The sequence below is a fragment of the Xenorhabdus bakwenae genome (genome assembly GCF_030272115.1).
In the GTDB taxonomy this organism is placed as follows: domain Bacteria; phylum Pseudomonadota; class Gammaproteobacteria; order Enterobacterales; family Enterobacteriaceae; genus Xenorhabdus; species Xenorhabdus bakwenae.
Genome location: NZ_CP119194.1, coordinates 653,244 through 665,623, shown reverse-complemented (window position 1 = coordinate 665,623; position 12,380 = coordinate 653,244). Strand labels below are relative to the sequence as shown.

The following is a 12,380-nucleotide window of genomic DNA, read 5'->3' as shown; positions in this document are numbered from 1 at the left end:
TTTTAATAAAAATGAGAATTGATATTATTTATATTTATACCAATACAACGTCAAGATGTGTGTTATATTTCCCCGCACAGCGGGAAAATATAAGATCCCGCGTCGTCTTGCGGATTGCAACTTGACGTTTATCGCGTATATCAGGTGAATTTTTGCCCTTTTTTAAACAACTTGCTAAACGAAAAAGAGTCTATTAATTTTCTGTTATGTTAGATAAATTAAAAATGCGTTTTCAGAGAGGCCAAAATGGAACATAACTTAGCCAAATTATCTAAAGATGAGATGAATGAGGTCAATGTTGATTTAGCCGCATCCGGTGTTGCTTTTAAAGAACGTTATAACATGCCTGTCATTCCTGACACTGTTGAACAATCACAACCAGCACATCTGCGGAAATATTTCCAACAACGCTTACAGCACTACCGCCAGCAATCAAGATTACTGTCGCGCCTGCCTTATGAGCCTAAAAGCCGTTAACGGAATGATAAGAAAGGATAACCACCACTTTGCGGGTGGTTATCTTAACTATTTTCGGTAAATCTATTTTCCAACAAACTTATCAGTCGCCTTAATGAGTTGGTGTAAAATACCGGCTTCATCAAAAGAGTGACCCGCACCTTCCACAAGGTGCAATTCAGCTTCCGGCCACGCTTTTGCCAAATCCCACGCATTCTGTACCGGACATGCCATATCGTAGCGGCCATGGATAATCACCGCTGGGATATGTCTGATCACATCAATATGATCCAGTAATTGCTGGGTTTCATCCATAAAACCATTATTGATAAAGTAATGGCTTTCAATACGTGCAAATGCCAAAGCAAAATTATCTTCTGCAAAAGAAGCTGAACTTGCAGAAGGCAGCAACGTTACCGTTTCGCCTTCCCAGAGACTCCATAAACGTGCTGCTTCCAACTGTACTTGCACATCTTCATTGGTCAGCCGTTTGTTATAGGCAGCGATGACATCTTTACGCTCTTCTTCCGACAGGATAGATAATGTACGCTCCCATTTTTCTGGGAAAAAATGAGAAGCGCCTTCTTGATAATACCAATGCAATTCTTGTGGGCGAAGCAGGAAAATCCCTCTTAGCACTAATTCTGACACGCTATTCGGGTGTTTCTCAGCATAGGCTAAAGCCAGCGTTGATCCCCATGAACCCCCAAAAACCAGCCACTGCTCAACGCCCATAAGATTACGCAGCCGTTCAAGATCGGCTACCAAATGCCATGTGGTATTATTTTCCAGACTCGCATGGGGCTTAGAACGCCCACAGCCACGCTGATCAAATAACATAATATGATAGCGTTCGGGATCGAATAACTGACGATGATAGTTTGCTATCCCACCACCAGGCCCACCATGAATGAATACGGCGGGCTTACCTTTTGGGTTGCCACACAATTCCCAATAAACCTGGTGTCCATCACCTGTATCCAGATACCCTGTTTGATACGCGTTATAAGCGGGATAGAGTTTCCGTTGTTCCGTCATAAAGCCCTCTCACTGTTCAAATCAAAACCACCCGCATAGCGGGTGGTTTGCTCTCGCCCTATAAGGGCATGTTACCGACTGCGCCAAAATGACGCCGCTTTCTCTTTGTTCAAGCTAAATGTCATTGTCTCTTTGGCTTACCCCTTAAAGGGGTCCTCATACTCACGTGCACTCAATTTATCCTGTATGAAATCTTGCTTTTCCTGCTCTCGGATATACTTACGGATCGTGGCTTCATTGAGTCCTACTGTACTCACATAATATCCTTCTGACCAAAACTTCCTGTTGCCAAATTTGTATTTTAGATTCGCGTGCTTATCAAATATCATCAGTGAACTTTTACCTTTCAAATATCCCATGAAACTCGATACACTGATTTTCGGCGGGATACTCACCAACATATGCACATGATCTGGCATCAAATGTCCTTCTATTATTTCTACCCCTTTGTACTTACAAAGGTTTTTTAAAATCTCACCTATACTTGAACGTAAACTTGCAAAAATAACTTTACGTCTGTATTTCGGCGAAAAGACGATATGGTATTTGCAGAGCCACTTTGTGTGGGCCAAGCTTTGTGCTTTAATTCCCATAAACACCTTTCCTTCTTAGTTACGCATATTAGCTTGAACATCTATATCGTAACGGAAAGGTGTTTTTCTTGGTATAACCCCCTGATCTCCACCCGCATAGCGGGTGGTTTTATGTTTAAGAAGCATAGGGCTTCTTAAACTGGCTAAAGCCCTAAACAAAACGGGATACTTTCTCAGTATCCCGTACATATTTAAAGAAAAGATAGCGCGACAAATTATTTACTATAATTGATAGTCTCTTTTTGACAATCAATGATGACATTGTAACTTTTATCTTTTTTCGTGCCCCGGACGACCAGAGGAACCTGCAATGCGTCCTTATCACCAGTAATATCATTGACATTTACCCACGCAATCAGTTTTGCAGTGCCTAATTGCTTTCTGTCTTCATCCCAGTGATTAATACGATTTTGTAAAAAATCTTGTTTAACCTGTGCCGCCACTTGATCTTTGGTTAAATTTTTACAAGAAATAAACTTCGCCACACGCTCATTATCAGCAGCGATTGCAGTAAATGAAACAGAAAACAGGACACCGACACTCAATAAACCAATACGACGAATGAATTGACTTGACTTCATGTTACCTCCTATTACCATCCAAATAGTATGGATTAAAAGTTGCGGTAAATTAACATGTAATAGAAAGTAATTATGTGATTTTTGTTAAAAATGCGTTGCGATTAGTTTTCACCGTCTTCAAATAAAACATGGATCTGCTCATGGTGCTGGTGCTTTTCGCGCAATTTCCGAGCAATAATAGCAATGGCTTCTCCGCTGCTCATTCCTTCGGAAATAAGCTGATGGATCCTTTCTACGGCAGCTTGCTGCTCTTCATGGGATAATGCTGGCATACCTGAAAACATCGTTATAACCTCAAACAAAACATAACAGTTAATGGCAAGCGGCGATTATAGCCTGTTTTACCTCAAGTCAGGAGCAAGATTGTATGATAATCTCCGCAGATTAATATGTTATTCCTTGTGGATTGCTAAACACCAATATTGATTCCGTCATGAAAATTGCATTACAAAAACGACAATTGCCGTATTCTCCTGATCTCGCCATTCACTATTTTGCGCCCCTTTCTGCATTACCCTGGGCCATGCTGTTACATTCTGGCGCTGCCGAACATCCGCATAATCGATTTGATATTATCGTCGCCGAACCAGTGACAACGCTTGTCACTCAAAGAGCCTCTACCGAAATTAATCGTCATGGTAAGGTTTTTCTTTCCAAAGAAGATCCCTTCCAGCTATTAAAAGACCATCTTCACGCCTGTGGTATTGATACTCAATTTGATCCAGATCTCCCTTTTCAAGGAGGCGCATTAGGGATATGGGGATACGATCTCGGACGACGTATTGAAACGCTACCTGAATTAGCTGCCAATGAACTGAGCTTTCCTGATATGGCTGTGGGTATCTACGATTGGGGCTTAGTTATTGATCATCAGCTACAGAAAGCGACGTTACTAAGCTACCACAATATTGACCAACGGCTGACATGGTTAGAGTCTCTGCGAGAAAACAGGAAAGACGTTTTTTCCCTGACAAGTCCGTGGCAATCCAATATGACAGAGCAGCAATACCACGAAAAAATTGCTCATATCCATCGCTACCTACGAGAAGGGGATTGCTATCAAGTCAATTTATCACAACGGTTCCAGGCTGATTACAAGGGAGATGAATGGCAGGCATTTAGCCAGCTCAATGAAAGTAATCAAGCGCCTTTTTCTGCCTTTATTCGCTTGCCTGAGCACTGCATCATCAGCGTTTCACCTGAACGTTTTATTCTTTTGAAAGACCATCGCATTCAGACACGCCCAATAAAGGGAACGCTGCCCCGATTGCAAGATCCCGCAGAGGATCAAAGACAAGCAGAGAAATTAGCAAACTCACGCAAAGATCGTGCGGAAAACCTGATGATTGTTGACTTGTTGAGAAATGATATTGGGCGGGTTGCTATTCCAGGCTCGGTCAAAGTCCCTGAATTATTTGTTGTTGAACCTTTTCCGGCCGTACACCATCTGGTCAGTACTATCACTGCAACCTTGCCCGATACATATCATGTCACAGATTTACTGCGTGCCTGTTTTCCCGGTGGATCAATTACGGGTGCCCCTAAAATTCGGGCTATGGAAATCATTGAAGAGTTGGAACCACATCGCAGACACGGATATTGTGGCGCTGTTGGCTATATTAGTTTCTGTGGCACAATGGACAGCAATATTACTATTCGTACCTTATTGACAGAAAAAGGAAAAATTTACTGTTGGGCCGGTGGTGGTATCGTTGCAGATAGCATTGCTGAAAAAGAGTATCAGGAAACATTTGATAAACTCGGACGGATCTTACCTCAATTAGGGAAACTCTCTCTATCATGACATCGCTCTCTGACTTCATTCATCGGTTTCAATTGCAGCTTCCTGCACGACCAATACACTCAGCCAGCAACTCGCGCAATGCGGCAGTATTATTACCGATTATATGTAAGCCAGAACCCACGCTGTTATTCACTCAACGCTCTGCAAGCCTCCGCTCCCATGCCGGGCAAATTGCTTTTCCCGGCGGAGCAGCAGATCCTGAAGACACATCCCTGATTGCCACCGCCCTGCGTGAGGCAGAAGAAGAAGTCAGCCTACCGCAAGATAAGGTGCAAATACTGGGGCAATTAGCCCCCCTGGATAGCATTGGCGGTTATCGTGTCACTCCGGTAATTGGGCTTATTTCCGAACCCATCTCTTTTCGAACCAACCCAGCAGAAGTAGCAAGCATTTTTGAAATCCCACTGTTTGATGCTCTTTCTCTTCCCCATTACCGGTATCTGGATATAAAACGCCGTAATCAACAACGCCGAGTCTATTTTTATTGGCACCAAGAGCATATGATTTGGGGATTAACCGCAGCCATTATTTATCACTTAGCACAGCAAGTGCAAAAAACGTTCTGAATTGGGCGCAAAACACCACAAAACTGTGCATTACTTATCCATAATCATATCAATTGCTATTATAATTAAAAAAAAACTGTAAACTCCTTTATCAACACTATCAAATAACAGTAAAGTAGCGCGCTTTATATAAATAACTATATCTCTTTCTTCTTTAAAGGAGTCTGGCGTGATTAGCGTTTTCGACATGTTTAAGGTGGGTATTGGCCCATCCAGCTCTCATACTGTTGGTCCTATGAAAGCAGGCAAACAATTTGTCGATGATCTTGTAAACCAAGGGGTAATGTCCTCTATCACGCGTGTAGCTGTTGATGTATACGGCTCACTTTCATTAACCGGGAAAGGTCACCATACGGATATCGCTATCATCATGGGCCTGGCAGGTAATATGCCCGCAACTGTTGATATTGATTCAATTCCAGGTTTTATTCGTGATGTTGAGCAAACTGAACGTTTGCCGCTGGCAAATGGTTTACACGAAGTCGATTTTCCTCGCAATGGCGGTATGAACTTCCGTAGCGATAACTTATCACTGCACGAAAACGGCATGCAAATTCATGCGTTCGCTGGTGATGAAAAAGTTTATAGCAAAACCTACTACTCTATCGGTGGTGGTTTTATTGTTGATGAAGAACATTTTGGCAAGCCATCCCAAGATTCCAAACCTGTTTCTTATCCTTATAGCTCTGCGGCAGAACTGCTGATGAACTGTAATAAAACCGGCTTGTCTGTTTCTGGCTTGATGATGAAAAATGAATTGGATTTACACAGCAAAGAAGAAATTGCTGAGTATTTCGCCGATATCTGGGCAACGATGCAAGCTTGTATTGAGCGTGGCCTGAATACAGAAGGCATTTTACCAGGTCCCTTGCGGGTTCCTCGCCGTGCCGCCGCATTGCAGCGTATGCTGACATCATCAAACAAATTGTCGAATGACCCAATGAATGTTGTTGATTTAATCAATATGTTTGCATTGGCCGTCAATGAAGAAAATGCGGCGGGTGGCCGGGTTGTGACAGCGCCAACTAATGGCGCGTGTGGTATTGTCCCGGCTGTTTTGGCCTATTACAACCATTGCATTGAACCTGTAACGGCGGAACTGTACACCCGCTATTTTCTGGCTGCCGGTGCAATCGGTATCTTATATAAGATGAATGCCTCTATTTCTGGTGCCGAAGTTGGCTGCCAGGGTGAAGTTGGGGTTGCTTGTTCTATGGCCGCAGCCGGCATTGCAGAATTACTGGGTGCAAGCCCTGAGCAGGTTTGTATCGCAGCAGAAATTGGCATGGAACATAACCTCGGCCTGACCTGTGACCCTGTCGCGGGCCAGGTGCAAGTGCCTTGTATTGAACGTAATGCGATTGCTTCCGTTAAAGCGATCAATGCTGCTCGTATGGCACTTCGCCGTACCAGTGAACCACGTGTTTCTCTCGATAAAGTGATTGAGACCATGTATGAAACCGGCAAAGATATGAACTCAAAATACCGTGAAACTTCACGCGGTGGTTTGGCGATAAAAGTTCAATGTGACTAGTCGTAAGATATCGTTCATTTATTTTACAATAAGCGATATTTATGCCTGTTTTTTCTACCATTGAATGGTAACTGAAAAAATATCCCTGCCATTTGGCAGGGATATTTTTTTGGCTGAAACGAATTACTAAAGTATATTTTTTTCTATTTTCGCCAAAAACATCACAATTTTTTTATAATAAATTTAAGAAAATGTTACCGGGAACGGATTTAAACACTAAATTATAATGAATGACCGGAGTTTAACGACAAACAAAGATAATTTCTTAGAATAAAATATTGTTTTAGCCTGTCAAAATAGTCTATCTTAATTTTTCTGACTGATAGCAATTTTCTTGAAGCCTGCAAATGATATTCTAACTATATATTTACTTATGTAACAAAATATAAAACCATGACAGTTTTATGTTCACGACTATCCTATTGATTGATAGGAAGTTAAATACATTAGAAATATTGAGTATGAGCGTGCAGTAGTCTGAGTTCAATTGTTATAGAAAGGGGAAAACAAGTGAGTATAGCCATTATGATTGGCACACACGGAGCCGCGGCGGAACAACTGCTTCGTACCACAGAGATGTTGATTGGGGAACAGGAAAATGTTTCTTATATCGACTTTGTGCCCGGTGAAAATGCTGATACGTTATTCGAGAAATACAACCAAAAACTGGCATCGCTTGATACAGAACAAGGCGTACTGTTTTTCGTCGATACCTGGGGTGGCAGTCCATTCAATGCTGCAAACCGTATTGTGATTGATAAAGACAACTATGAAATCGTTACTGGTGTCAATGTTCCGATGTTGGTTGAAGCTTTCATGTGTCGTGACGATGATCCAACGATGGAAGAGCTGGTTGCTGTTGCATTGGAAACCGGCAAAGAAGGGATCCGAGCCTTTAAAGCAAAACAAGATGAAGAGCCTGCCAAACCTGAACCCGTAAAACCCGCTGCACCGGTTTCAGCCATTTCAGCTTCATCACCCCCTGCCGGCGGCCATATGAAGATTGCCCTTGCACGTATTGATGATCGCCTTATCCACGGCCAGGTTGCTACCCGTTGGACGAAGGAAACTAACGTCAAGCGTATCATTGTCGTCAGTGATGAAGTTGCCCAGGATACTGTTCGTTCTACCTTGTTGAAACAAGTTGCACCTCCCGGCGTCAGCGCACATGTCATAGACGTTGCTAAGTGTGTTCGGGTTTACAACAACCCCAAATATGCTAACGAACGCGTCATGTTGCTCTTCACCAATCCAACAGATGTTCTGCGTATTGTCGAAGGTGGCGTCGCTATCGAATCCATAAACATCGGTGGCATGGCTTTCCGCCAAGGAAAAACCCAAATCAACAACGCGATTTCCGTTGATAAAACTGACATTGAATCTTTTGAAAAACTGAACTCTCGGGGCATAGAACTTGAAGCGCGTAAAGTTGCCAGCGATACCCGTTTGAACATGATGGATCTACTGAAAAAAGTTTAACAATAAAAAACAGATGTCATTTTACTCACCATTACTTAATAACAAAATTCTTACCAAATTACATTTGGTTACAGGAGAAAAACAATGGAAATTACCGTTGTTCAACTTGTGTTGATATTCATCGTTGCCTGTATCGCAGGTATGGAGTCAATTCTTGATGAATTTCAATTCCACCGTCCATTAGTTGCTTGTACATTAATCGGCTTAGTACTCGGCGATATAAAAACCGGCATTATCATCGGCGGTACACTGGAAATGATTGCCCTTGGCTGGATGAATATCGGTGCAGCAATCGCCCCCGATGCAGCATTGGCTTCCATCATTTCAACCATCCTGGTTATCGCCGGCGGACAAGATGTCGGTGCCGGTATCGCACTGGCTATTCCACTGGCAGCAGCAGGCCAGGTTCTGACTATCATCGTCCGTACCTTAACTGTGGGTTTCCAGCACGCAGCCGACAAAGCCGCAGAAAACGGTAATCTTCGTGCCATTAGCGTCATTCACATTTCCGCTTTGCTGCTCCAGGCGATGCGGATCGCCATCCCTGCCCTGATTGTTGCGATATCAGTAGGAACGTCTGAAGTTCAGCATATGTTGAATTCCATTCCACAAGTGGTCACCAGCGGCCTGAATATCGCCGGGGGTATGATCGTGGTTGTCGGTTATGCCATGGTGATTAACATGATGCGCGCAGGTTATCTGATGCCGTTCTTTTACCTTGGTTTCGTTACGGCAGCCTTCACTAACTTCAACCTTGTGGCATTAGGTGTGATTGGTATTGTTATGGCAATCCTGTATATCCAGCTTAGCCCTAAATATAATCAATCACAGGCAGCCGCTTCTGCTGGCAATACTCCAAACGACCTTGATAACGAATTAGATTAAGAGGATGAACAACATGTCAGAAGCAACAAATATGGGTCAGAAAAAACTGACACAAAGCGATATTCGTGGTGTATTCCTCCGTTCTAACCTATTTCAAGGATCGTGGAACTTTGAACGTATGCAGGCAATCGGTTTCTGCTTCTCAATGATACCTGCCATTCGTCGTCTGTACCCGGAGAATACCGAAGAAAGGAAGCAAGCTCTCAAACGACATATGGAATTTTTTAATACCCATCCTTATGTTGCGGCACCTATCCTTGGTGTCACTATGGCAATGGAAGAGCAACGGGCCAATGGAGCTGACATTGATGACGGGGCTATCAACGGTATCAAAGTGGGGTTAATGGGTCCTTTAGCGGGTGTCGGTGATCCCATTTTCTGGGGCACTGTTCGTCCGGTATTCGCTGCTCTGGGTGCAGGTATTGCCATGAGTGGCAGTCTGTTAGGCCCTATTCTGTTTTTCTTCCTGTTTAATTTAGTGCGATTACTTACCCGTTACTTGGGGGTCGCTTATGGCTACAAAAAAGGATTGGATATCGTTAAAGATATGGGGGGGGGGCTTCTTGCAGAAAATGACCGAAGGCGCGTCAATTCTCGGCTTGTTTGTCATGGGTGCCCTCGTCAATAAATGGACCAAAGTGAATATTCCGCTCGTGGTTTCTGAAGTGCCTGATCCCATCACGGGTGAGATGAAAGTGACTACAGTTCAAACCATCCTTGACCAGTTAATGCCTGGCTTAATGCCCTTGTTGTTAACATTTGGCTGTATGTGGCTACTGCGGAAAAAAGTCAATCCGTTATGGATTATCATCGGCTTTTTCGTGCTGGGGATCGTCGGTTTCCATTTTGGTTTCCTCGGCTAGGTCTGATATTCCTGCATGGCTTGAATATTCGGGGGAGGTTTACCTCCCCTTTTCTTTGTTAAGACAATAAATTAAATAGGGATTAAAAATGAGTTTGAATGATATTGTTCTGATCGTTTTAATTGTATTCATGCTCGCTTTTGCGATTTATGATGAATTTATTATCAATCAGCTCAAAGGAAAAACGCTGTTAAATATCAAACTCAAAAGAAAGCAACGAATTGATGCGCTGATATTTATCATTTTGATTGCTATTATTATTTACAATAATGTCACATTACATGGCAGTCAGTTCACGACTTACTTGTTAACATTTATCATCCTGGTGACATTATATTTAGGTTATATTCGCTCACCAAAATTAACATTCAAAAAACAGGGTTTTTATTATGCCAACCGTTTCTTTTCTTATGAAAGCATTAACGCAATGAATTTATCTGAAGATGGCATTCTTATGATGGATTTAGAGCAAAACAAAATATATGTATCCGTCACAAAGCTGGATGACTTAGAAAAAATTTATCAATTTCTGGTTAACAACAGATGATTGCACTTGGCAGATTCGACTAAATAAGATCAATAATTCATATTAGTCTTATTTCCCTCCCAAAACAGATATAGATAACGATAAGCATTATCATTTTCATATTTAAAATTATGGCAAAATATTTTTTGCCTTTTATTCTTAATATGATATTGTCCGTCGCAGTCATTGGGGAGTAGCCTGTTCCAGAAAATTTCTGGAAAATTCGTATCAACATGCTCGTTTAAAATAAAACGTGGTACGAATACCTAAAGAACCTAATAACGTCCAGGTTTTTATATTCCCGTTATATTTCAAGTGACAATTAACAAAATCGCAGCTTGAAAGATACGGGAATAAATCGGTTGGCAAGACCATAGACACATAACAGCGCCGTTGGTTGGGGGTGTGTTGTGTGTGTATGGAATCACCCAGCCGAGGCTATTTTGATGAATCTCTATGCAACACTTATTCTCGCGCTTGCCCTGTCTATGGATGCTTTTGCCGCTGCTGTAAGCAAAGGAGCCGCCCTTCACCGACCTCATTTTAGCGAAGCTATTCGCACAGGTATCATCTTTGGTCTGGTTGAAGCCTGTACGCCTTTAATTGGTTGGTCATTAGGCTTGTATGCCAGCCAATATATAATGGAATGGGATCATTGGATTGCCTTTTTCTTGCTCCTGATCCTTGGCTGCCGCATGATAATTGATAGCTTCAAACGTGAACCTGAAACTTCTTATCAAGCTACACCTCAACGCCATAGTTCAGCGGCATTGGTTCTCACTGCCATCGCAACCAGTCTGGATGCGATGGCAATTGGTGTCGGCCTTGCCTTCTTACAAGTTGATATTCTCCACACAGCCATGACAATTGGCCTGATGACTATGATTATGGCCACATTAGGCATGTTAATTGGTCGTTATATTGGCCCGCTATTGGGTAAAAAAGCCGAGTTGGTTGGGGGATTGATCTTAATTGCCATTGGCTTCAATATATTATTCGAGCATCTTAAATTATTTTGGTATGTGGACTAACACTATTATTTAACGTTTTTTACGTTGTAGTTTTATTAACTCAATTTACTCCGGGATATATAGTTCGTTATATTCCGGAGAGTTGTTCCCTTGTCATCATACTTCTATGGTTTATAAGATGACAGCAATTATCTTATTATCAAATACGTCGATATACTTTTAACGTAAAATCGGCTTCACAATTAAGCTGTTCTCTCGCTATTAAATCCCTTTTAACTTCGTCTGATGCCCGCCAGGCAAAAGGCGTCATCTGCAATAAATTATGCGCTTGTTCACCATTTAATGACATTGTATAGGCCAGTGTTTCAGTTGAAATTAATTCAAATTCTTCCCATTGTTCCTGATTTTCAGGATGTAAATGCACTTCCTGATAAATAAGCGCTTTCAATTGATACAAGTGACGAAGCCCTGGCGTTACCGTCAGAACAATACCACCCGTTTTCACCACTCGAGCCAATTCTGTTGCCTTGCAAGGGGCGTAGATCCGCAAAATACCATCCAATGAATGGTTCGCAAATGGCAGTCGATGGCTAGATGCTACGCAGAAATGAACATCAGGGTAACGCCTGGCACCATAACGAACGGCGATTTTCGCCACATCTAATCCATACACCGCCAGTTTCCGGTGCGGATTCAACTGTTCCTGAACTGCGGCGGTGTAATAACCTTCGCCGCAACCAATATCCAGCAAAGTTTCAGCACTTTCTGGTAAATATTCCCCAAGTAACTCCACCGTTTTTTGTTGCAGAGCCTGATAATGACCTGAATGCAAAAACGCCCTTCTCGCCTGCATCATCTCCACACTATCCCCAGGTTCTTTTGAGCGTTTATGCTGAACGGGCAGTAAATTGACGTACCCTTCTTTTGCACAATCAAACTGGTGATTGTTTTCACAACGCCATTGGTGGTTTGCAAACAATAAGGATGAGTGACATAAAGGACATTGATAAGACATAACATTTCAACGAATAGGAAAAATCAGGGGCATACTATACTCGATAAACTTCAAGTTGCAATCCGCAAG

13 protein-coding genes, 1 pseudogene and 1 riboswitch are annotated in these 12,380 nt (G+C 42.4%); of the genes and pseudogenes, 9 read left to right on the top strand and 5 right to left on the bottom strand.

Going from position 1 to position 12,380, the window contains the following annotated elements:
* Nucleotides 1-246 precede the first annotated feature (246 nt).
* Nucleotides 247-477 carry a DNA polymerase III subunit theta gene (locus PXH59_RS03955; RefSeq protein ID WP_047767930.1) on the top strand — a complete coding sequence of 77 codons (231 nt, stop codon included), beginning with the start codon at nucleotides 247-249 and terminating at the stop codon, nucleotides 475-477.
* Nucleotides 478-540: 63 nt separating this feature from the next.
* On the opposite strand, the gene pip is transcribed toward PXH59_RS03955, so the two are convergent.
* The 4 genes from pip to PXH59_RS03935 all read right to left on the bottom strand — a co-directional run bounded on the left by pip (nucleotide 541) and on the right by PXH59_RS03935 (nucleotide 2,952).
* Nucleotides 541-1,494, bottom strand: a complete 954-nt coding sequence (pip, locus tag PXH59_RS03950; RefSeq protein WP_285810446.1) for a prolyl aminopeptidase — start codon at nucleotides 1,492-1,494, stop codon at nucleotides 541-543.
* A gap of 137 nt (nucleotides 1,495-1,631) precedes the next feature.
* Entirely contained in the window at nucleotides 1,632-2,087 is a 456-nt protein-coding gene (gene tnpA / locus PXH59_RS03945) for an IS200/IS605 family transposase (protein ID WP_047767579.1), read from the bottom strand.
* Between the two features lie 215 nt (nucleotides 2,088-2,302).
* Entirely contained in the window at nucleotides 2,303-2,668 is a 366-nt protein-coding gene (yebF, locus tag PXH59_RS03940) for a protein YebF (RefSeq protein ID WP_285810445.1), read from the bottom strand.
* A gap of 101 nt (nucleotides 2,669-2,769) precedes the next feature.
* Nucleotides 2,770-2,952, bottom strand: a complete 183-nt coding sequence (locus PXH59_RS03935) for a YoaH family protein (RefSeq protein ID WP_047767936.1) — start codon at nucleotides 2,950-2,952, stop codon at nucleotides 2,770-2,772.
* A gap of 149 nt (nucleotides 2,953-3,101) precedes the next feature.
* Between PXH59_RS03935 and pabB the strand changes: the two genes are divergently transcribed.
* The 8 genes and pseudogenes from pabB (at nucleotide 3,102) to mntP (ending at nucleotide 11,356) form a co-directional block, all read left to right on the top strand.
* Complete coding sequence (gene pabB / locus PXH59_RS03930; RefSeq protein ID WP_285810444.1) at nucleotides 3,102-4,472, top strand: aminodeoxychorismate synthase component 1; 1,371 nt, start codon at nucleotides 3,102-3,104, stop codon at nucleotides 4,470-4,472.
* The gene (locus tag PXH59_RS03925) at nucleotides 4,469-5,038 is read left to right on the top strand and encodes a CoA pyrophosphatase (RefSeq protein ID WP_285810443.1); all 570 of its coding nucleotides are present in this window, start codon (nucleotides 4,469-4,471) and stop codon (nucleotides 5,036-5,038) included. The genes pabB and PXH59_RS03925 overlap by 4 nt, the downstream gene beginning before the upstream one ends.
* A gap of 169 nt (nucleotides 5,039-5,207) precedes the next feature.
* Nucleotides 5,208-6,572 carry an L-serine ammonia-lyase gene (locus PXH59_RS03920; RefSeq protein ID WP_285810442.1) on the top strand — a complete coding sequence of 455 codons (1,365 nt, stop codon included), beginning with the start codon at nucleotides 5,208-5,210 and terminating at the stop codon, nucleotides 6,570-6,572.
* A 510-nt stretch (nucleotides 6,573-7,082) separates the two neighbouring features.
* Complete coding sequence (gene manX, locus PXH59_RS03915; protein WP_047767943.1) at nucleotides 7,083-8,051, top strand: PTS mannose transporter subunit IIAB; 969 nt, start codon at nucleotides 7,083-7,085, stop codon at nucleotides 8,049-8,051.
* Between the two features lie 84 nt (nucleotides 8,052-8,135).
* Nucleotides 8,136-8,936, top strand: coding sequence for a PTS mannose/fructose/sorbose transporter subunit IIC (locus tag PXH59_RS03910; RefSeq protein WP_285810441.1), 801 nt, complete (start codon nucleotides 8,136-8,138; stop codon nucleotides 8,934-8,936).
* Nucleotides 8,937-8,949: 13 nt separating this feature from the next.
* Nucleotides 8,950-9,799, top strand: a pseudogene (locus tag PXH59_RS03905) (PTS mannose transporter subunit IID).
* An 88-nt stretch (nucleotides 9,800-9,887) separates the two neighbouring features.
* On the top strand, nucleotides 9,888-10,346 hold the full coding sequence (locus PXH59_RS03900; protein ID WP_285810440.1) for a DUF986 family protein: 459 nt from the start codon (nucleotides 9,888-9,890) through the stop codon (nucleotides 10,344-10,346).
* Nucleotides 10,347-10,499: 153 nt separating this feature from the next.
* Nucleotides 10,500-10,642: riboswitch (yybP-ykoY riboswitch) on the top strand.
* A gap of 129 nt (nucleotides 10,643-10,771) precedes the next feature.
* On the top strand, nucleotides 10,772-11,356 hold the full coding sequence (gene mntP, locus PXH59_RS03895; RefSeq protein ID WP_152669775.1) for a manganese efflux pump MntP: 585 nt from the start codon (nucleotides 10,772-10,774) through the stop codon (nucleotides 11,354-11,356).
* Between the two features lie 139 nt (nucleotides 11,357-11,495).
* Here mntP and rlmA read toward each other — a convergent pair whose 3' ends face one another.
* A complete protein-coding gene (gene rlmA, locus PXH59_RS03890; protein ID WP_285810439.1) occupies nucleotides 11,496-12,311 on the bottom strand; it encodes a 23S rRNA (guanine(745)-N(1))-methyltransferase in 816 nt (271 codons plus the stop codon).
* Between the last annotated feature and the right edge of the window lie 69 nt (nucleotides 12,312-12,380).